The organism is Allobosea sp. 2KB_26, assembly GCF_052115715.1.
Classification (GTDB): domain Bacteria; phylum Pseudomonadota; class Alphaproteobacteria; order Rhizobiales; family Beijerinckiaceae; genus Allobosea.
This window is the reverse complement of sequence record NZ_JBFRHE010000006.1, coordinates 244,432-265,470: the sequence shown is the minus strand read 5'-3', so window position 1 is coordinate 265,470 and position 21,039 is coordinate 244,432. Positions and strand designations below refer to the sequence as shown.

15 protein-coding genes and 1 riboswitch are annotated in these 21,039 nt (G+C 64.3%); of the genes, 4 read left to right on the top strand and 11 right to left on the bottom strand.

Features of this window, described 5'->3' with window-relative positions:
- Positions 1 to 53 precede the first annotated feature (53 nt).
- Together AB4099_RS18590 and gatB are read right to left on the bottom strand one after the other, a co-directional pair.
- Positions 54 to 560, bottom strand: a complete 507-nt coding sequence (locus AB4099_RS18590) for a GNAT family N-acetyltransferase (RefSeq protein ID WP_162768406.1) — start codon at positions 558 to 560, stop codon at positions 54 to 56.
- Positions 557 to 2,038, bottom strand: a complete 1,482-nt coding sequence (gatB, locus tag AB4099_RS18585) for an Asp-tRNA(Asn)/Glu-tRNA(Gln) amidotransferase subunit GatB (RefSeq protein ID WP_113517984.1) — start codon at positions 2,036 to 2,038, stop codon at positions 557 to 559. Before gatB ends, AB4099_RS18590 begins: the two co-directional genes overlap by 4 nt.
- Before the next feature lie 228 nt (positions 2,039 to 2,266).
- Between gatB and AB4099_RS18580 the strand changes: the two genes are divergently transcribed.
- Together AB4099_RS18580 and AB4099_RS18575 are read left to right on the top strand one after the other, a co-directional pair.
- The gene (locus tag AB4099_RS18580) at positions 2,267 to 3,424 is read left to right on the top strand and encodes an efflux RND transporter periplasmic adaptor subunit (protein WP_441479117.1); all 1,158 of its coding nucleotides are present in this window, start codon (positions 2,267 to 2,269) and stop codon (positions 3,422 to 3,424) included.
- Positions 3,425 to 3,496: 72 nt separating this feature from the next.
- Positions 3,497 to 6,691 (top strand): efflux RND transporter permease subunit, encoded by a 3,195-nt coding sequence (locus AB4099_RS18575; protein ID WP_113512774.1) that lies wholly within the window; start codon positions 3,497 to 3,499, stop codon positions 6,689 to 6,691.
- A 55-nt stretch (positions 6,692 to 6,746) separates the two neighbouring features.
- Here AB4099_RS18575 and AB4099_RS18570 read toward each other — a convergent pair whose 3' ends face one another.
- The 4 genes from AB4099_RS18570 to AB4099_RS18555 form a co-directional block, all read right to left on the bottom strand.
- Positions 6,747 to 6,947: a hypothetical protein gene (locus AB4099_RS18570; protein WP_441479116.1), complete on the bottom strand. Its 201-nt coding sequence runs from the start codon at positions 6,945 to 6,947 to the stop codon at positions 6,747 to 6,749.
- A 169-nt stretch (positions 6,948 to 7,116) separates the two neighbouring features.
- Entirely contained in the window at positions 7,117 to 8,631 is a 1,515-nt protein-coding gene (gene gatA, locus AB4099_RS18565) for an Asp-tRNA(Asn)/Glu-tRNA(Gln) amidotransferase subunit GatA (RefSeq protein WP_113512777.1), read from the bottom strand.
- Positions 8,632 to 8,717: 86 nt separating this feature from the next.
- Positions 8,718 to 9,005, bottom strand: coding sequence for an Asp-tRNA(Asn)/Glu-tRNA(Gln) amidotransferase subunit GatC (gene gatC, locus AB4099_RS18560; protein ID WP_113512524.1), 288 nt, complete (start codon positions 9,003 to 9,005; stop codon positions 8,718 to 8,720).
- A 199-nt stretch (positions 9,006 to 9,204) separates the two neighbouring features.
- Positions 9,205 to 9,903, bottom strand: coding sequence for a metal-dependent hydrolase (locus tag AB4099_RS18555; RefSeq protein WP_441479115.1), 699 nt, complete (start codon positions 9,901 to 9,903; stop codon positions 9,205 to 9,207).
- 123 nt (positions 9,904 to 10,026) lie between these two features.
- On the opposite strand from AB4099_RS18555, the gene ade reads away from it, so the two are divergent.
- The gene (gene ade, locus AB4099_RS18550) at positions 10,027 to 11,727 is read left to right on the top strand and encodes an adenine deaminase (protein ID WP_441479114.1); all 1,701 of its coding nucleotides are present in this window, start codon (positions 10,027 to 10,029) and stop codon (positions 11,725 to 11,727) included.
- Between the two features lie 71 nt (positions 11,728 to 11,798).
- Here the strand turns inward: ade and AB4099_RS18545 are convergent, their stop codons facing one another.
- From AB4099_RS18545 to metE, 5 genes are all read right to left on the bottom strand, one after another.
- Entirely contained in the window at positions 11,799 to 12,599 is an 801-nt protein-coding gene (locus AB4099_RS18545) for a DJ-1/PfpI family protein (protein WP_441479113.1), read from the bottom strand.
- Entirely contained in the window at positions 12,596 to 14,185 is a 1,590-nt protein-coding gene (locus AB4099_RS18540; RefSeq protein ID WP_441479112.1) for a copper resistance CopC/CopD family protein, read from the bottom strand. The genes AB4099_RS18545 and AB4099_RS18540 overlap by 4 nt, the downstream gene beginning before the upstream one ends.
- Positions 14,186 to 14,230: 45 nt before the next feature.
- The gene (locus AB4099_RS18535) at positions 14,231 to 14,749 is read right to left on the bottom strand and encodes a YcnI family copper-binding membrane protein (RefSeq protein ID WP_441479111.1); all 519 of its coding nucleotides are present in this window, start codon (positions 14,747 to 14,749) and stop codon (positions 14,231 to 14,233) included.
- Between the two features lie 353 nt (positions 14,750 to 15,102).
- Positions 15,103 to 15,495, bottom strand: coding sequence for a hypothetical protein (locus AB4099_RS18530; RefSeq protein ID WP_441479110.1), 393 nt, complete (start codon positions 15,493 to 15,495; stop codon positions 15,103 to 15,105).
- 220 nt (positions 15,496 to 15,715) lie between these two features.
- Positions 15,716 to 18,064, bottom strand: coding sequence for a 5-methyltetrahydropteroyltriglutamate--homocysteine S-methyltransferase (metE, locus tag AB4099_RS18525; RefSeq protein WP_441479109.1), 2,349 nt, complete (start codon positions 18,062 to 18,064; stop codon positions 15,716 to 15,718).
- A 109-nt stretch (positions 18,065 to 18,173) separates the two neighbouring features.
- Positions 18,174 to 18,398, bottom strand: a riboswitch (cobalamin riboswitch).
- Positions 18,399 to 18,677: 279 nt separating this feature from the next.
- On the opposite strand from metE, the gene AB4099_RS18520 reads away from it, so the two are divergent.
- Positions 18,678 to 20,948, top strand: coding sequence for a TonB-dependent hemoglobin/transferrin/lactoferrin family receptor (locus AB4099_RS18520; RefSeq protein ID WP_113512540.1), 2,271 nt, complete (start codon positions 18,678 to 18,680; stop codon positions 20,946 to 20,948).
- Positions 20,949 to 21,039 lie beyond the last annotated feature (91 nt).

The window sequence follows — 21,039 nt, the reverse complement described above, 5'->3', positions numbered from 1 at the left end:
GGAACTCGGCATGCAGACCTATGCCGCGCGCTTCCGTGCTCAGCCGGCTGCCGTCACTCGGCAAACAGGCGCTTGGCCATCAGCAAGGTGTTGGGCGTGTCGTCGCGGCCGTCGAACCGGGCCGAGCGCTGCAAGAAGAAGCCCATCCGCTCGTAGAACGCGATCGCGGGCTCGTTCTGCAGCTCGACTTCCAGCCGCGCGACCGGTGCCAGGGGGAAATGGGCAAGCGTGACTTGCAGCAGGGTGCGGCCGATCCCGACGCCCTGATAGGTCGGCAGGACATAGAGCCGCGTGAGCAGCGCCGCCCGGTCGCGCTCGCGGCGGGCGGACGAAGTCGCAACGATCTGGTCTTCGACCAGAGCGACGAGAAAGGCCTCGCCGTCACGATCGAGCTGGGCGCTCAAATTTTCCAGCGAATGCCAGGCATTGGTGATCTCGGCGACACGCTGCCAGCCATAGATGCCGTCATAGGTAGCATGCCAGGTCTCGACCAACAGCGAGCGGACGGCCGGGAGATCGGCCGCAACCGCGTCGCGGATGATGAGCCTGTCTGGCGTCACTCGATACCCAGCTTCTTCTTCAGGATCTCGTTCAGCGCCTGCGGATTGGCCTTTCCGCCCGACGCCTTCATGGCCTGGCCAACGAACCAGCCGAGCATGGTCGGCTTCAGCTTGACCTGCTCGACCTTGTCGGGATTGCCGGCGATAATCTCGTCGACCGCCTTCTCGATCGCGCCGGTGTCGGTCACCTGCTTCATGCCGCGCGTCTCGACGATCTCGCGCGGATCGCCCCCCTCGGACCAGAGGATCTCGAACAGATCCTTGGCGATCTTGCCCGAAATGACGCTCTCGCCAAGCAGATCGACGAGACCGCCGAGCTGAGCGGCCGAGACCGGCGAGGCGGTCACATCCTTGCCTTCCTTGTTCAGGCGGCCGAACAACTCGTTGATCACCCAGTTGGCGGCGGCCTTGCCGTCGCGCCCCTTGGCGACAGCCTCGAAGTAATCCGCCTGCTCGCGCTCGGCGACGAGCACGGAGGCATCATAGGGCGTGAGGCCGTATTCGGCGATGAAGCGCGCTTTCTTGGCGTCGGGCAGTTCCGGCAGCGCTGCCTTCAGGCCCTCGACGAAGACATCGTCGAATTCGAGCGGCAGCAGGTCCGGGTCCGGGAAATAGCGATAATCATGCGCCTCTTCCTTGGAGCGCATCGAACGAGTCTCGCCCTTGCCGGGATCGTAGAGCCGCGTTTCCTGGTCGATCTTGCCGCCATCCTCGAGGATTCCGACCTGGCGGCGCGCCTCGACATCGACCGCCTGGCCGATGAAGCGGATCGAGTTGACGTTCTTGATCTCGCAACGCGTGCCGAGGGGCTCGCCGGGACGGCGCACCGAGACGTTGACGTCGGCGCGCAGGTTGCCTTTCTCCATGTCGCCATCGCAGGTGCCGAGATAGCGCAGGATGGTGCGCAGCTTGGTGACAAAGGCCTTGGCCTCGTCAGCCGAGCGCAGGTCGGGGCGCGAGACGATCTCCATCAGCGCGACGCCGGAGCGGTTGAGATCGACGAAGCTCATCGTCGGATGTTGATCATGGATCGACTTGCCGGCATCCTGTTCCAGATGGAGCCGCTCGATGCCGACGTTGATCTGCTCGGTCGGCGAGAGATCGACGACGATCTCACCTTCGCCGACGATCGGGCTCTTGTACTGGCTGATCTGGTAGCCCTGCGGCAAGTCGGGGTAAAAATAGTTCTTGCGATCGAACACGGACCGGTTGTTGATGCGCGCGTTCAACCCTAGGCCGGTACGAACAGCCTGACGCACGCATTCGGCATTGATCACCGGCAGCATGCCGGGCATCGCCGCGTCGACCAGGCTGACATGCTCGTTCGGCTCGCCCCCGAAGGCGGTGGAGGCGCCTGAGAAAAGTTTCGCGTTGGAGGTGACCTGGGCATGGATTTCCATGCCGATGATGATTTCCCAATCGCCGGTTGCACCCTTGATCAGCTTCTTCGGGTCGGCAGGGCGGGCATGCGCGTTCATATCGGTCTTCCAACTCTGGTCAGGTCGCGTCTTCGGTAGAACCTTGGCGCCCGGGCGGCAAGCGTCTGTTGCCATCCTGTCACCCCCTGGCCGGAATGTTGCTAATCTGTCGTCATTCGGCGCTGCTGTCGAGTGACGGAACTTGACAATCGTCAGCATGCAACCTTTCTTGCGCGCGGCCCGGAAACCGAGAGTGGTTGCGCCGGCCCCGCTATCCGGAGTTTTTCCATGCGAATCCGCCGCTCAACGGGTCGGACTCTTGCCACCTTCGCGGTGCTGCTCGCGACGTCCGCCGCCACGGCCCTCGCCCAGGGCGCCCCACCGGCTCCGCCGGTCCAGACTGCAGCGCCTCTCGCCAAGCGCGTGACCAACTGGGACGAGTACACAGGTCGCTTCGAAGCGCGCGAGCAGGTCGAGATCAGGGCCCGCGTCTCGGGCTTCCTCGACAGCATCCATTTCCGCGACGGCGATCGGGTCAGCAAGGGCGATCTGCTCTTCACCATCGACCAGCGCCCGTATCAGCTTGCCGTCGATGCGGCACGCGCCGAAGTCGCGCGCGCCAAGGCCCAGGTCGAGCTCGCCCAGAATGAGGTCGAGCGCGCCGAGGCCCTGACGCAGAACCGGACGATCACGGTTCGCGACATCGACCAGCGCCGCGCCAACCTGAACGGCGCGATCGCGTCCCAACAGGCGGCCGAGGCCAATCTCAAGACGGCCGAGCTCAATCTGGAATGGACGCAGGTTCGCGCCCCCCTGTCCGGCCGGATCTCGAACAAGCGCGTCGATGCGGGCAACCTCGTCGCGGGCGGCCAGTCGGGCGCGACGCTGCTGACGACGATCGTCGCCACCGATCCGATCAATTTCGTGTTCGATACGTCGGAAGCCGACTATCTCCGCTATTCCAGGCTTGCCGGCGAGCAACGCGGCCTGACGAACCGTGAAAGCGCTCCGACCGCGCAGGTCCGGCTCGCCGACGAGACGAGCTGGAAGCGCCAGGGCAAGATCGACTTTGTCGACAATGCCTTCAATGCCCGCTCGGGCACGATCCGCAGCCGCGCCGTGTTCGAGAACAAGGACCAGTTCCTGACGCCCGGCACCTTTGGGCGCGTGCGCATCTATGCCGGCCAGGTCGAAGCCTTGCTTGTTCCCGATGCGGTCATAGTCTCGGACCAGGCCAGCAAGATCGTGCTGACGGTCGGTGCCGACAACAAGGTCGTGCCCAAGCCGGTGGTGCTCGGTCAGATCGCGGACGGGTTGCGCGTGATCACCAAGGGTCTGGAGAAGGACGACAAGGTCATCATCAACGGGCTCGCCAGCCCGATGGTGCGGCCGGGCGCGACCGTCACACCGCAGGCCGGCGAGATCAAGGTCGCCGCAACCAACTGACGGCTCACGCCGCCATCACCGGAAGCGGACGGCATCGGCCGCCCGCCCTGCCCTCCCGGCCAGGACCCCAGCATGTTCCGCTTTGCGCATTTCTTCATCGACCGGCCGATCTTCGCGACCGTTCTCTCGATCCTGCTGACGATCGCTGGCGCCATCGCACAGCGCAGCCTGCCGATCGCGGAATATCCCGAGATCGCGCCGCCGACCGTCACGATCACCGCGACCTATCCGGGCGCATCGGCCGAGGTCGTCGCCTCGACGGTGGCAGCCCCGATCGAGCAGGAGGTCAACGGCGTCGACGATATGCTCTATATCTCGTCGCAGTCGACCGGTGACGGGCGTGTCACGATCAGCGTCGTCTTCAAGGCCGGCACCGATGTCGACCAGGCTCAGGTGCTGGTGCAGAACCGCGTCTCGGCGGCCGAGCCGCGCCTGCCGCAGGACGTCCGTACGCTCGGCCTGCAGGTCCGCAAGGCCTCGCCCGACTTCCTGATGGTCATCCACATGCTGTCGCCCGACGGCTCGCGCGACCAGCAATATGTCTCGAACTACACGACGCTGAATGTGAAGGACGTGCTGACCCGCGTCGAAGGCGTCGGCGACGTCCAGGTCTTCGGTGCACGCGATTACTCCATGCGGGTCTGGCTAGATCCGGCCAAGGTCGCTGCGCGCAACCTGACTGCCGGCGATGTCATCGCCTCGATCCGCGCCGCCAACATCCAGGTCGCAGCGGGCGCGATCAACCAGCCGCCGGCGAAATCGGATGGCGCCTTCCAGCTTTCGGTCAACACGCAGGGACGCCTGACCAGCATCGACGAGTTCTACAACATCGTCGTCCGCTCGGACGCCGATGGCGGTACGATCCGTGTCCGCGACGTCGCCCGCGTCGAACTCGGCGCGCAGGACTATCTGTCGAACTCCTATCTCGACAACAAGGAAGCCGTCGCGATCGGCGTGTTCCAGCGTCCGGGTTCAAACGCGCTGGCGGCCTCCGAAGCGCTCATCAAGACGATGGATGGGCTGTCGAAGAACTTCCCGGCCGGGGTCGAGTACAAGATCGTCTACAATCCGACAGAGTTCATCGCAGAATCCGTCTCCGCCGTGGTGACAACGCTGCTCGAAGCGATCGTGCTCGTCGTCATCGTCGTCATCCTGTTCCTGCAGACCTGGCGCGCGGCGATCATCCCGATCATCGCGATCCCGGTCTCGCTGGTCGGCACCTTCCTGGTGATGAGCGCGGTCGGAATCTCCTTCAACACGATCTCGCTGCTGGCGCTTGTGCTGGCGATCGGTATCGTCGTCGACGACGCGATCGTCGTGGTCGAGAATGTCGAGCGCTATCTGGCGCAAGGCATGAGCGCCAAGGAAGCCGCGCACAAGACCATGGACGAGGTCGGAGGCGCCCTGCTCGCAATCGCGCTCGTGCTGTGCGCGGTGTTCATCCCGACCGCCTTCATCACCGGCTTACAGGGCACGTTCTACCAGCAGTTCGCAGTCACGATCGCCGCTTCGACTGCGATCTCGTGCTTCGTTTCACTGACCCTGTCGCCGGCGCTGTCGGCGATCCTGCTGAAGCCGCACAGCCACGAGGAGCCGAAGGGGTTCCTTGCTACGATCACCGCGCCGATCCGCTGGTTCTTCAAGTATTTCAACAAGGCCTTCGACTGGCTCTCGCGCGCATACGGCGCGGCGACCTCGCGCCTGATCCGCGTCGGCGTCCTGATGCTGCTGGTCTATGCCGCCCTGATCGCGGTCGCCGGCCAGCGCCTGGCGGCGATTCCGACGGGCCTCGTTCCGCAGCTCGACCGCGGCTACTTCATCGCCGTCGTGCAGCTGCCTCCGGGCTCGTCGCTGCCGCGAACCGACGAGGTCATCCGCAAAGCGACCGACATGCTGCTGTCGCGGCCCGGTGTCGCCCATATCGTCGCCTTCGCCGGCCTCGATGGCGCCACCTTCACGCTGGCGCCCAATGCCGGCGTCGCCTTCGTCACCCTCAGCGACTTCCGGGAACGGGCCAAGGCCGGCCTCACCACCCAGGGCATCCTCAACGATCTGCGCAGCCAGCTCGGCCAGATCGGCGAGGCCTTCGCCCTCGTAATCGAGCCTCCGGCCGTTCCCGGAATCGGCAACGGCGGCGGTCTCAAGGGTTATGTCCAGGATCGCGGCGGGCGCGGCCTGCCGGCGCTCGAGGGCGCAACCTGGGCGGTGGCTGGAACCGCAGGCCAGGTTCCAGGCATCCAGCAGCCCTTCACGCTGTTCTCGACCAGGACGCCGCAGATCTACGCCGATATCGACCGGACCAAGGCCGAAATGCTCGGTGTGCCCGTGACCCGGGTATTCGAGACCCTGTCGGTCTATATGGGATCGGCCTATGTCAACGACTTCAATATCCTGGGCCGCACCTTCCGGGTCACGGCGCAGGCCGACAATCCCTACCGGCTCGATATCCGCGACGTCGCCGCATTGAAGACGCGCAATGTCGACGGCGAGATGGTGCCGATCGGCTCGGTCGCGACATTCTCCGACACGACCGGCCCCTATCGCGTGCCGCGTTACAACCTCTATCCGGCAGCCGAGGTCCAGCTTTCGATGGCGCGCGGTTTCTCGACCGGCCAGGGCATCGCGGAGGTGGAGAAGATCGCGCAGCAGGTGCTGCCGGCTGGGTTCGGTTTCGAATGGACCGAGATCGCATTGCAGGAGAAACTCGCCGGCAACACCGCGATCATCGCCTTCGGCCTTGCCGTCGTCTTCGTCTTCCTGCTGCTGGCGGCGCTGTACGAGAGTTGGACCTTGCCGCTCGCCGTCATCCTGATCGTGCCGATGTGTATTCTCGCGGCGATGGTTGGCGTCGGTTACAAGGATTTCGATCGCAATGTGCTCGTCGATATCGGCCTCGTCGTGCTCGTCGGCCTCGCTGCGAAGAACGCGATCCTGATCGTCGAGTTCGCCAAGCAGGCCGAGGACGAGGGCATGAGCCGGCGCGAGGCTGCCATCGCGGCGGCGCGAACCCGGTTGCGCCCGATCCTGATGACCTCGCTCGCCTTCATCCTTGGCGTGCTGCCCCTGACGATCTCTGTCGGCGCGGGCGCCGAGATGCGCCAGGTTCTCGGCGTCGCGGTGTTCTCCGGCATGATCGGCGTGACGCTGTTCGGCCTGCTTTTCACCCCGGTCTTCTATGTGGTGGTGCGCTGGCTCGCTTCTGTGTTGAGCCGGAAGAAGAAGGGCGAGCCGACCGCCGGCAAGGATGCCCATCCGGCAGCCCACTGAAGCCTGTTGAACAAAGAAACCCCGCTTTGCCGATCCGGCAAGGCGGGGTTTCTCTTTAGGCGAACTTTCGAGCCAGGAACCGGCACGCGAAGGCGACGCCAGCCGCAGCTGCGATCAGGTTGGCGAGAGGCTGCGCGCCGGCATCGCCCCTCACCTGCTGCACGATGATCAGGAGAAGCAGGAGCCCGGCGACGAAGGCAAGCGCCCCTTGCAGGAACGTAAGACAGGCCCAGGCGATGGCGCGGCTGAAGATCATGCCGCAAGCCTAGACCCGAAACGCCGTCCAGCGGAAATCTGCCCGGGCCCTGCCAGGCAAGCCGCAAGGTGATGCAGAACCGGAAACGATCCGGAAGCTCTGAAGATCCATGCGACGAAGCCCCGGGCTCCTGCCTGGAGGCGCCCGGGATTAGGTCGCCGTCAGGCGCTTACGCCCACCACTTCTCGCCAACCGTGAAGCGGCCAGCCGCATCCTCGATGACCTGGCCGAGCGAGAACAGCGTCTCCTCGTCGAAGGGGCGGCCGATCAGCTGCAGGCCGAGCGGCAGGCCCTGCGCATCCTGTCCGGCGGGCACCGCGATGCCCGGCAGGCCGGCCATGTTCACCGTGACCGTGAAGACGTCGTTGAGATACATCTCGACCGGATCAGACGAGCCCTTCTCGCCAATGCCGAAGGCGGCCGAGGGCGTCGCCGGCGTCAGCACGGCGTCGATTCCGTCGGCATAGGCCAGCTCGAAATCGCGCTTGATCAGCGTGCGGACCTTCTGGGCCTTGAGATAATAGGCGTCGTAATAGCCGGCCGAGAGCACATAGGTGCCGATCATGATGCGGCGCTTGACCTCGGCGCCAAAACCTTCGGCGCGGGTCTTCTCATACATCTCGACGATGTCGCGACCCGGCACGCGCAGGCCGTAGCGCACGCCGTCATAGCGGGCGAGGTTGGAGGAGGCTTCCGCCGGCGCGACGATGTAATAGGCGGGCAGAGCGTATTTCGTGTGGGGCAGCGAGATGTTGACGATCTCGGCACCGGCCGCCTTCAGCCAGGCGATGCCCTGCTGCCAGAGAGCCTCGATCTCGGGCGACATGCCGTCGAGCCGGTATTCCTTGGGAATGCCGATTTTCATGCCCTTCACCGAGCGGCCGACAGCCGCCTCGTAGTCCGGCACGGCGAGGTTCGCGGAGGTCGTGTCCTTGGCGTCGTAGCCGGCCATCGAGCGCAGCATCACGGCGCTGTCGCGCACGGTCTTGCCGATCGGACCAGCCTGGTCGAGCGAAGAAGCGAAAGCGACCGTGCCCCAGCGCGAGCACCGGCCATAGGTGGGCTTGATGCCGACAGTGCCGGTGAAGGCCGCCGGCTGGCGGATCGAGCCGCCCGTATCGGTCGCGGTGGCAGCCAGGCAGAGGTCGGCGGCGACGGCGGCGGCCGAACCGCCCGACGACCCGCCCGGAACCAGATGGTTGCCCTCGATCGCGCCGGAGCCCCCTGCCCCGACATTCGAGCCGCTGCGGCGCCAGGGATTGACGACATTGCCGAAGGCGCTGGTCTCGTTCGACGAGCCCATGGCGAATTCGTCATTGTTGAGCTTGCCGAGCATCACCGCGCCATCGCGCCAGAGCTGGCTCGTCACGGTCGATTCATAGGCCGGGATGAACTCGCCGAGGATCTTCGAGCAGGCGGTGGTGCGCACGCCCTCAGTGGCGAAGAGGTCCTTGATGCCGAGCGGCAGGCCTTCCAGCGGGCCGCCTTCGCCCTTCGCCAGCCTGGCATCGGATGCCGCTGCCTGCTTCAGCGCGTGCTCCGGCGTCTCGAGCACGAAGGCGTTGAGCGCGCGGGCCTTCTCGATGGCGGCGATATGCGCCTTGGCGAGGTCGGTCGCGGAGAAGGTCTTTGCCTTGAGGCCGTCGCGGGCCTCGGTCAGGGTCAGGCGGGTCAGGTCGGTCACGTCAGTGGTTTCCGGCAAATTGAACTGGGAGGAGCCCGCGGAGCGCTCCTGGCGCATTCGGGATGGTGGAACGGGCGGCTCGGCGCCTATTCGACCACCTTCGGCACCATGAAGAAATTGTCCTCGGAGACCGGTGCATTGGCGACGATCCGATCGGCGATCTCGCCATCCGTGACGACATCCTGGCGCTGCGTCATCGCCATTGGCGTCACCGAGGTCATCGGCTCGACGCCGCTGACGTCGACCTCGTCCAACTGCTCGACGAAGCCGAGAATGGCGTTGAGCTCGCCTTGCAGCTTGGGCAGATCGGCCTCGGGCACGGCAATGCGCGCCAGATGCGCAACGCGCTTCACGGTGGCGAGATCGACCGACATGGCAGGCTCCTGAAACTGTGGCTGAACAAGCCGAAACTGATTTGCCCGCGCTATAGCGCGTCGGCGGCAAAAGGATAAGTCAATACTGACGGGTCGTCGGGAACCCGGCCAAAACGCCGGGATCCATCGTCACGGACCGAAGCCGGATGGTGACGGGAATATCGGACTTTGCCGCCCATCCCGGATGACGCTACCGGTGTTAGAGCGCGACCGCCTCACCTTTCCCGGGCACGAGGGCCCGCACGTCACTGCCTTTCAGCGCCGCGACGAACTCGTCGGCATTCTGGGCGATGATCGGGAAGGAGCCGTAATGGCAGGGGATCGCCACCTTCGGCTTGACGAACCGGGTCATGGCCAGCGCAGCGGTCTTCGCGCCCATGGTGAAGCGATCGCCGATCGGGCAGATGCAGATGTCGACGGCATGCAATTCGCTGATCAGCGCCATGCCCGGGAAGATGTCGGTGTCGCCCATATGCCAGAGCGTCTTCTCGCCCGGGGCCTTGATGACCACGCCATTGGCGCTGCCCAGCGGATACCCGACTCCGGCCTCAACCAGCCCAGCCGAATGATCGGCCCGGACCAGGGTCGTCTGGAAGGAACCGAGATCGACCGTGCCGCCGGTATTCATCGGCTCGAACTTCTTCAGGCCTTTCGAGGCAAGGTACATGCACAGGTCAAAATTGGTCACGACCGTCGCGTGATTGGCCTCGGCGATCGCAAGCGTGTCGCCGATATGGTCGCCATGGCCATGGGTGATCACGATATGGCTGACGCCCTTCGATGCCTCGGCGGCATTGCCCTCGAAGGCCGGGTTGCCGGTGAAGAACGGATCGATCAACAGCGAAGCGCCGGGGAGATCGAGACGAAAGGCCGAATGGCCGAACCAGGTGAGCTTCATGGCGAAACCTCTTAGGCTGACGGACGAGACAGCCTATCTAGGCCGGCAACGTGCGCCGTCCAAGTCGACTTTGCATCGAGCGACGTGCACGCTACCACGCCTGGACCGAATGGAACCTTCGTCATGACCGACGCAGCCACCCTTTCCCGCCGCATTGCACAGGGCCGTGGCGACGAGCCGGCCGACCTCGTCATTTGGGGCGCCCGGTTGTTCGACCTCGTCACCGGCACCCTGGTCGAGACCGATATCGCGCTCTGCGGCGAAACGATCGTCGGCACCCATGGACGCTACGAGGGCATCGAGAGTTTCGATGCCCGGGGGCTGATCGCCGTTCCCGGCTTCATCGACACGCACCTTCATGTCGAATCATCACTGGTGACGCCGTTCGAATTCGAGCGCTGCGTGCTGCCGCACGGGGTCACGACCGCGATCTGCGACCCCCACGAGATCGCCAATGTCCTTGGCATCGAGGGCATCAGCTATTTCCTGCGCTGCGCCGAGGCGATGCGCATGGACTTGCGCGTGCAGCTCTCGAGCTGTGTGCCGGCGACGCATCTGGAAACGGCTGGGGCCCGGCTGGAGGCGAGCGACCTGACGCCGCTGATGGACCATCCCAAGGTCATCGGCCTCGCCGAATTCATGAACTTTCCGGGCGTGCTTCACCGCGATCCCGGTTGCCTCGCCAAGCTCGAGGCCTTCTCACACCGGCATATCGACGGCCACGCCCCGCTGGTCCGCGGAATGGACCTGAACGGCTATCTCTCGGCCGGCATCCGCACCGACCACGAGACAACCACGGCCGAGGAGGCGCGCGAAAAGCTCGCCAAGGGCATGGCAATCCTGATCCGCGAGGGCTCGGTGTCAAAGGACCTGCATGCCCTGATCCCGCTGATCACACGCGACGCCTCCCCGTTCCTCGCCTTCTGCACTGACGATCGCAACCCGCTCGATATCGCGGAAGAAGGCCATCTCGATTACATGATCCGCACCGCGATTGCCGCCGGCGCGGATGTGCTTGCAACCTATCGCGTCGCGACACTCTCGGCTGCGCGGAATTTCGGCCTGTTCGATCGCGGCTTCATCGGCCCCGGCAAGCGAGCCGACATCGTGCTCGTGGAGGATCTCGCGACCTGCAGGGTGAAGTCCGTCTTTGCCGGAGGCCGGCTTGTCGAGGGGGCCCTCTTCGCCGATCGGAAGCCCATTGCTCCGGTCGGTCTCGGCAGCGTCAGGAGCCGCAGGCTGGTGCCGGGAGATTTCAAGGTCGCGGTCCGGTCCGGCGAGACCCCCGTCATCGGCGTCGTGCCGGGCCGCATCATCACCGAGCGGCTGGCGATGTCCCTGCCCGCCAGGGATGGGCAAGCCCTGCCCGACCTCGCCCAGGACGCGGTCAAGGTCACGGTGATCGAACGGCATGGCAAGACGAACGGCATCGCGACCGGCTTCGTCCACGGCTTTGGCATGAAGCATGGTGCCATCGCCTCTTCTGTTGGTCATGACAGCCACAATCTCTGCATCGTCGGCGTCGACGACGCTTCGATGGCGGCTGCCGCCAACCGGCTGATCGAGATCGGCGGCGGCTTCGCGGTCGCGGATGGTGGCATAGTCAAGGCAGAGCTGGCGCTGCCGGTCGCCGGTCTGATGAGCGACCAGCCTTTCGAGGCCGTGCGGCACGGGCTGGAGGGCTTGCGAACGGAAGCGAAGGCGCTCGGCGTCGTGCTGGCCGAGCCATTCCTGCAGGTTGCCTTCCTGACCCTGCCGGTGATCCCGCATCTGAAGATCACCGACAAGGGGCTGGTCGATGTCGATCGGTTCGACTTCGTCTGAGATCCGGCGCGGTGCTGCTGGGGACGGTCCGCAAGCGGCTTTTCCCGATCATGGAATGTCGCGCCGCTGCTTCAGAGCGCCAGGCGCGCCCTGGCCTGCTCAGCCTGCGCCTTCGCCATTGCTATCAGCGGCGACCGGCGCGCGAGAACATCCTGGACATTCGCCTTGTCCGCGCGCTCGGGCGCGCCTGAATCGAAGGGCGGTTGCGGATCGTATTCAAGGACGAGCTGGATCCGGCGCGCCGTCTCCTCACCCATGAGCGAGGCAGCAAGCGTCAATCCGAAATCCAGTCCAGCCGTCACCCCTCCGCCAGTCATCCGGTTGCGGTCGATCACGACGCGATCAGTTTGGAGCGTTGCGCCCATCACCGGCAACAGATCCCGGACATACCAATGCGAGGTCGCCCGATAGCCCTTCAACAGTCCCGCTGCTCCGAGCAACAGAGAGCCTGTGCAGACGCTCGTGACATAGCGAGCTTGCGCGCCTTGTTCGGCGAGGAAGCCCAGCACTTCGCTATCCCCCATCAAGGCGACACTGCCCTTCAACCCGCCGGGGACGAACAGGACATCGAGACCGCGGGGGCATTCGGAGAATGTCGCCGTTGGCGTAACCGGCAGTTTCACGTCGCTGGTGACGGCCGCCCTGCCCTTCCAGACCAGATGAATCTCGGCCTGCAGCAGTGAGAACACTGTCAGCGGACCGACGAGATCGAGCAGAACCATATCCGGGTGGACAAGCATCGCGATGCGCACCGGTGTGGAGCCCGTTGCCGCGGGTTGCGCCTCGGCCGCCCGTACATGTCCAAACAAGCCCGAAAGCGCCCCGGTCGTGGCCAACGCTGTCAGGTCCCGACGCGTCATCTCATTCGTCATGGCTTGATCTCCACGGTCTCGCTGAGCCGGATCATCTCGAAATCGGAGACCAGGATTTCGAGTTCGATGGTCCACCGACCACCGATGGGAATGACGAGGCTGTCGACATGCCAGGTGCCGTCGCTCGACCGGACGGCCTGACGCTCGATCGGTTCGACCCCGACCGACGGATTCGACACCACGCAGCGAACCTCCTTGACCGTGAGCGGTCCAAACTCCCCGTCGAGCAGTGAAATCGAAATGGAGGCCGGCCCCGCACGTCCAGGCGAGACGCGGATGTCCGCCATCGCCTTGGCCGTGTGAATGTGGATCGACGCAGGCGGCGCTCCCGCATCGAGAAGTGCCCGCGGCGGCGGCGTGAAGCGCCAGGTCGCAACGGTGCCAAGGACAAGGAACACCAGCAAGGTTTCGGCCGCGATCATGCGCCGCATCGTCCTGGCGGCGAGGCCCGTTCGAGACAGGACAAGGGGCGTGAGGCGGTAGCGGTTGATGGCGGCCAGGCCCAGCAGGATTGCAACCCAGGCGAGCTTGATCAGCAGAACCCAGCCATAGCCGGTCGAGATCAGTGCGCCTGGCTGTTCGAGCTGAACCACCGCCAGGATGCCACCGCTGAGCAGGGTCAAGCCAACAACGACAGGTATCCAACGCGAGAACTGGCGCAGCACGGTAATTGCGTCGGCCTCCCGCAGAACGAAGAACAGCGGCACCAAGGCTCCTGCCCAGGCGGAGACGCTGACGGCGTGAATAAAGACTGCACTCCGCGTCAACCACTGCGGGCTGGCCGCGCTGGCATGGCCGCTCGCGGCGAGCGCCACCCCTACAGTCAGGAGGGCTGCTCCAGCGAAGACCGGCCCCATGCGGCCGCGTACCGCCAGGGAGGCCAATCCGAGTAGAAATGCGACAGCTGCAGCCAGCGCCGTGCGGCCAAAGCTACTGGCGGCCGCGGCGCTCCAGACGTCCGCTTCGCCCAGGCTGCCGAGCGAGCGATCCAGGATATCGAGCCCTTGCGCGGCGAATGCCAGCGGCAAGGCCGCAGATCCGAGCAGGATGAACAATCCGAGCGGTCGCCGGGCATCGCGAGGCAAGGGACCAACCCAGGTCGCAAAGGCTACCCCGCCGAGCCCCATGAGCAAGCCCAGATAGAGCCCTACCTTTCCCAGCCATAGGGTTGCCCGCACAGCAGGATCAGTCCGTGTCTCAGGAGTTGGCGACTGGCCGCTGGGCGCACCGATGGAGAAGACCACCGCCCCACCAACCGGGTGCCCATCCTCGGAAATGACGCGCCAGCTCAGAACATGCGTTCCGGCTGACAGTTCGGCGGGCGCTTCGATCATCAGCGTCCTGTCCTTCAGCACGAACCGATCGAGTGTGCGGGACGTGCTGTCTGGTCCGATCAACTTCAGGATGAGCGGCGACACCGGTTCACTGAAGCTCAGTGTCAACACCGCAGGGGCGTTGGTCACGACCGCGCCGTCCGCCGGCGAGGCGGCGATCAGCGCGGCATGAGCGAACGCGCGTCCGGATATTGCCGTGGCGACAGCCAAGGCGCAGGTCAGGATGAAGGCGAGGCGAAGGGGCCAGCGCATGGCAACTCCCAGCAGCCGGGCGCGAAGCCCGGCCACTTGCTCGGTTTACTTTTTCGGGGTGAGCTTCAGACCGGGAGCCGGATACTTGTAGTCGTCGGCGCTCTTGCCCTCAGTCGGGATCTCGATCCAGCGTTCGACTGTGCCGCCCTCGCACTCCTGGACGACCGGTACGTAGAGGACGGTGTCGGCCTTGAGGTCGGAGGTCAGATAACCGCGCAGCACGAACTCGTCATAGTGCTCGTCAAGCAGCCTGCCGCCGCTCCAGACCACTTCCTTCACGCCTTCCGAAGTCGGTGTGCCGTAGTAGTCGAAAGCCTTGCCATAGGGGCCCTTCACCGTTTCCAGTGTCCAGCCGGGCTTGGGCATCGGCTTGACCGCGATCACGCCTTCAGGAATCCGGACGCGGACCTTCGTCGTTGCCGCGCCCTTGCAACCATGGGGCACGCGCAGCACGGCCTTGTAGGTCGAGCCGACCGGAGCCTGTTGCGTTTCGAGGGTAATGTGAGCGAGCGCACCGGTTGTTCCCAGAGTGACGAACATCGCTGCAAGGAGATGGGTCTTCATGGCGTAATCCTTGGTCTGTGAGAGCGGTTCTGCGACGGGCTCGTGAGAACGCCCATGACGCTCGATGTGTTTGAGAGTGGTCATCGGACGGTGAGTGCCGGCCGATAATGCGATCGCGACATGCGGCCTCGGTCGGATTGCGATCAGCAAAGGAGCCGTTGGCCTGGTGACCCGAGGCATGGCAGGTGCGAGCCTCGTGCATCACTCGCTTGCCGGGCAGACAGCGCGCCGAAAGCTCGGATCAGCGAATCTGGCGCATATCTGCTGGGGATGGCGGGCAAATCGGCTTTGAAGCCGAGAGCGCGCAATCAAGCGGCCATATGTGCGCGAACGCACGGCGGCCTGCTCAGGTCTCAGACGGGTGGTGCGCGGGGATTGGCGGGCGATCGGCCGGCGACAAAGCCATGGGGCGCGTCGAGACGCCGGATGAAGGCGTTCCGGTCGACGATCCGGTAGACAACGGGCAGGTAGCCGATGGCTGACGGCACATCCGCGTGAGTGGAATGAGAGCAGCCGAGCGCGCAACCGCTCATCAGATCATGCTGCGCCGTGCCGCGGTCGGTCGTGTCTCCCGGTGAAGCGGCACTCGGCGAACAAAGCGTTATGGCCAAAGTGCGATCGAAAGCGATGCTCGCAGCATTGGCACCGGACGCGAGCCCCGTCAGAACCACCTGGAGCACGAGCAGATAGGCCACGGCGACCGCGACCCAACGGCTCGTTTCTGCTCTCTGGCGCCACGCGGACAAGGGCTGCCCTCCTGACGTTTGGATAGCACCACTATTGGCCGCGTCAATTGCCGAGGCGCAAACGAGCGTCGGGCTTCTCACGTAGGACAGTACGGAATGGAGCTGCATGTGCGGTACCCCCGGCGAGATACCCGCTCCGCCGAGAAGCTTCGAGAGGCGAAGCCGGCTTGACGGCGACGTCGCGGCGGCATCCTGCGCCGCCGCGACGAGCCTCAGGCGCTCAGCGAGCGGCCACCCGGACGTGCCGCGCGGCTTCAACCATGTTGACGAGGGCAGGCCTGACCTCCTCCCATTTGCGGGTCTTCAGGCCGCAATCGGGGTTGATCCAGAGCTGCTCGTCTGCGAGCCGGAGACGAGCGAGCTTCATCAGGCTCGTCATCTCGCCCACCTCGGGCACCCGCGGCGAGTGGATGTCATAGACGCCGGGACCGATCTCGTTGGGGTAGCGGTAGGTCTTGAAGGCGTCGAGCAGCTCCATCTTCGAGCGCGAGGTCTCGATCGAGATCACGTCGGCGTCCATCGCGGCGATTGCGTCGATGATGTCGTTGAACTCCGAGTAACACATATGGGTGTGCACCTGGGTTGCGTCGGCGACGCCTGCGGCACAGAGCCTGAAGCTGCCGACCGCCCAGTCGAGATAGCTCTTCCACTCGCCCTTGCGCAGCGGCAGCCCCTCGCGCAGCGCCGCCTCGTCGATCTGGATCATCGCAGCACCGGCCGTCTCAAGGTCGACGACCTCGTCGCGGATCGCGAGCGCGATCTGGCGGCAGGAGGCGCTGCGCGGGATGTCATCACGGACGAAGGACCAGTTCAGGATCGTCACCGGCCCGGTCAGCATGCCCTTCATCGGCTTCGAGGTCAGCGACTGCGAATAGGTCCACCAGCCGACGGTCATCGGCTTCGGCCGCGAGACATCGCCGAACAGGATCGGCGGACGCACACAGCGCGAGCCATAGCTCTGGACCCAGCCGTGTTTGGTGAAGGCGAAGCCGGCGAGCTGCTCGCCAAAATACTGCACCATGTCGTTGCGCTCGAACTCGCCATGGACGAGCACGTCGAGGCCGATCTCCTCCTGCCAGCGTACCGTGCGCTCAGTTTCCTCGCGCAGGAACTGCTCATAGTCGGCATCGCTGATCAGGCCCTTGGCATGAGCCGAGCGGGCCTTGCGGACCTCTGTGGTCTGCGGGAAGGAGCCGATCGTCGTCGTCGGGAAGACCGGCAGATTGAAGCGCTCGCGCTGCAATCTCGCGCGTGCGGCGAAGGGGCTCTGGCGGTCCGTCATGCTGGGCGTCACTGCCGCGACACGCGCTGCGACAGCGGAATCGTGGACCTTCGGCGAGGCCCTTCGGGCCGCCGCTGCGGCCGCTGAGGCGTCCAGCGGCTCCCTGACGCTGTCACGGCCACCGGCAAGGGCTTTGCCCAGCACCGAGAGCTCGCCCATCTTCTGCACGGAGAAGGCGAGCCAGCTCTTCAGGTCGACATCGAGATCGGTTTCGAGATCGAGATCGATCGGTGTGTGCAGCAGCGAGCAGGACGGCGCGATCTGGACATGGTCGGTACCGCGCTTGGCCACAACCGGCTCGAGCCGGTCGAGCAGCGCCGGCAGGTTGGCACGCCAGATGTTGCGGCCATCGATCATGCCGAGCGACAGAACGAGCCCATGCGGCGCCTTGGCGAGCACCCCCTCGAGCTGTGAGGGTGCGCGCACGAGGTCGAGATGGAGGCCGGCGACCGGCAGCGCGACCGCCGTGTCGAGATTGTCGCCGAGACCACCGAAATAGGTCGTCAGCATGACCTTCAGCTGCGGCAAGGCATGGGCGATGGTGGCATAGGTCCGGCGCAGGGCGTCGCGGGCGGCCTCGTCGAGATCGAGCACCAGACAAGGCTCGTCGATCTGGACCCATTCAGCGCCGTTGGCGGAAAGGCGGCGCAGCACATCGATATAGACCGGCAGCAACTCGCCGAGCAGCGAGAGCGGATCGAGGCTGGCGTCCTTGCTCTTGCCGAGCTTCAAAAAGGTGACCGGCCCAAGCAGAACGGGGCGGGTGTCGTAGCCGAGTGACTTGGCTTCACGATACTCGTCGACCGCCTTGAGCGAGGACAGTGCGAAGCGCTGTCCAGTCGCGAATTCCGGCACCATGTAGTGGTAGTTGGTGTCGAACCACTTGGTCATTTCCTGCGCAGGGGCGCCGTGGGAATGCTCGTGGTCGTGGTGGGCATGGCCGCAGGAGGTGTGCGGCTCGGTCTCGCCTTGCGCGCCTCGCGCCATGGCGAAATAGGTTGGCAGCCCGACCGGACCACCCTTCCAGCCATAGATCTCGGGAATCGCGCCGACCATCACGCTGGTGTCCAGCACCTGATCGTAGAACGAGAAGTCGTTCGACGGGATGACGGTGACGCCGCGTGCCTTCTGGCGGGCCCAGTTGGCGGCGCGCAGGGCGGCGGCGGTGTCGAGCAGGTCCTTTTCGGTCGACTTGCCCGACCAATAGCTTTCGAGAGCGAGCTTGAGTTCGCGACGCGGACCAATGCGCGGCGTCCCAAGGGTCGCGACAGGAAGTGAAGATGACATAGGCTTACCCCAAAAGTTGGGAGCAAAGGCCAAAGCGGACGCGTCCGGGATTCCGCCGGCGAAGAGCCTGCGCAATCGCAAAGCGCTCCACCGGGACACCCCGCCCGAGGACGTTCAGTTCGTCGAGGCAGGTCTCCTGGCTCACGGGTCATCGCTGCTGTCCGGCCTTCCCGAGACCTTGCCGGCCTCAGTGACACATCTTGGACAGCGGCTCACCGCTTACAGTTGCGGGGGCAGCGCCGGCCTTGCCCAGGTCAATAGCGACCTCGACGCACCGGCTTCCCTCTTAGCTCCGGGCAAACAGACCCGGAGAACCACGACAGCCCAACCTAGGTCCAAATGCTCGCCGCAGTCAATGGAAATATAAAGACATCTTTATGTCTCCATGTCGCTATCTGTGTCGACTGGCCCTGCTACGACTGCGGGATGTTCCATGGTTGCGCGCAGACGATGCGGGGCAAGAAGTTCCCGCGCGGCTGCTAAAGTAGAATAATTAGAATCTATATCTATTACAGATTGCAAATGTAGTTCGCGCGACAAAAGCGCATCAGAAAGCACTGTGTTAAATTTACAATTGCGAATCCTAGTACCGGCGGACTACATCCACCCGCAAATGGACTGGGGTCTTCCAATGAAGAACAAATCAAAACTATATTTTTCAGCCGCATTCCTTTTTACAATCCTTCAAAGCACGATTTGTTACTCTCAAGCGATCGCGGATGGCGGCAGTGCGTCACCGGCGTTCACGCTCGACCAGATTACGGTCACGGCGACACGTGGTGAGAAGCAGGCTCTCGATGTTCCCGGCGTCGTGAACGTTATCTCACGGCAGGAACTCGACGAGCGCATGACGCGCGACATGCAGGACCTCGTGCGCTATCAGCCCGGCGTCAGCGTCAACCGCCTGACCAGCGGCACCGACCCGTTCAGCAACCTCGATGGCTTCACGATCCGCGGGGTCGGCGGAAACCGCGTCCAGATGCAGGTCGATGGATCGCGGGTGATCGAACGCATCACCGATGGCAATCGCAACTTCGTCGAGATGCCCTTCCTGAAGAGTGTCGAGATCGTGCGTGGCCCGGGCTCCGTGCTCTGGGGCGCCGATGCTCTGGGCGGCATCGTCGCCTACCGTACGCTCGATCCCCAGGACCTGCTGAAAGGCAAGGACAAGCCGTATGCCGTACGTCTCGATGCCGGGTATGATAGTTTCGACCGCTCCTTCACCAAGACCGGCATCGCAGCCTTCAGGCTCACCCCTGCCCTCGAAGCCATTGTCGGCCTGAGCCAGAAGACGGCGGAGGAGGCCAAACTCAGCCGTGCCCGGGCCGATGGCGGCCGCTGGGGCTGCCCCGTGCCGAGCCTGCGCTATCTCGGCTGCGACACGCTGAACCCGCTCGACAGCACGGTTTGGAACGCCTTCGGCAAGATCGTCTTCTCGCCGACGACAGACCATACGTTCAAGCTGACCGGCGAGTATTTCGATAACAGCTCAAAGGTAAACCAGCTATGGGACTACAATGTCCTCGCGTCTGGCCTCCGCAACGGACCCTATATCCGAGACGAAGTGAAGTCGCGCCAGCGCATCGCCTTCGAGCATCAATGGGATGTCGGCGCGAGCTTCCTCGACTCGATCCGCTGGCAGGCATCGTTCTCGCCGCAGAAGCGTGAGGTCACCAATAATCGCTACCAGACGCAGACCAACAACCAGCAGCGTTTCACCCGCGGCTTCCTCGACTACTCCGAGCAATTCTCCCAGCTCGATATCCAGGCCAAGTCGAGCTTCGCACTCGGCTCGAGCTTCCACAGGCTGACCTACGGTTTCCAGGGCGACATCACCAAGACCGATTATGAGCGTCGCGACGACGTCCGGAACATGTCGACGGGCGTCACCACCACGACGATCGCAGGCGGCTTCAACTTCGCCAACGCGACGACCACGCGCTATGATTTCTATCTGCAAGACGAAATCGAGTTGCTGAACGGTCGCTGGACGATCACGCCGGGCGTCCGCCATGCCAATTACAACATCGATCCGAGCATTGGACCGGGCTACGTCATCGTGCCGGGCAAGGCGCCGCGCGAGATCGAGTCGCACAAGCTGATCCCGCAGGTCGGCACGATCTTCAAGCTCGACGAGACCTATTCGCTCTATGCCCGCTACGCCCAAGGCTTCAAGATGCCGACGGCGCAGCAGCTCTATACTTCGCTGCCCATGGGCACTCAGAATCTGATCCCGAACCCGGATCTCAAGCCCGAGAGCGTCAACTCCTACGAAGGCGGCATTCGCGGCCGCTTCGACAATGGCTGGTTCTCGGTCGGCGTCTTCCATGCCGACTACAAGGATTTCATTCAGAACTTCGCGACGATTCCCGGCACGACCGATCTGACCTATCGCAACCTGTCGAGCGTAAAGATCTCCGGTATCGAGGCATCGGCCGAGTGGAAATTCCACGAGCGCTGGCTCGCCAATGTCGCGGTGAGCTACCAGTACGGTACGCAGAAAGCCGATGCTGGCGCTTTGACGACGCCCTATAACTCGATCACCCCTCTGACCGCCGTGGCCGGCCTGAAGTACCTGATGCCGGAATATGGTCTGGAAGCCGAAATCATCGGAACCTTCGGAGCGGGTGTCACCCGCGCCAGCGCACCGACGATCTTCAAGCCGGCGGGCTACTCGGTATTCGATGCCTTCCTGAACTGGAAGCCGACCTCGTACATCACAGTCCGCGGCGGCGTGCAAAACATCTTCGATCGTCGTTATTTCTCGAACGTCTACAATTTCGACAAGGTTCCGGCTTCGGCCGCTGTCGCCGCGACCACGCCGCTCGAGCTGCAGACCGCGCCCGGCCGCACATTCAAGCTGGCCGCTTCGGTCGAGTTCTGAGGCGCAACGAAGCAGCGCCACCCATTGACGGACCGCAGCTGTGACAGGCGCGGCCAGTCACGCGACGCTCTGACCGAGACCCCGGAGCGTC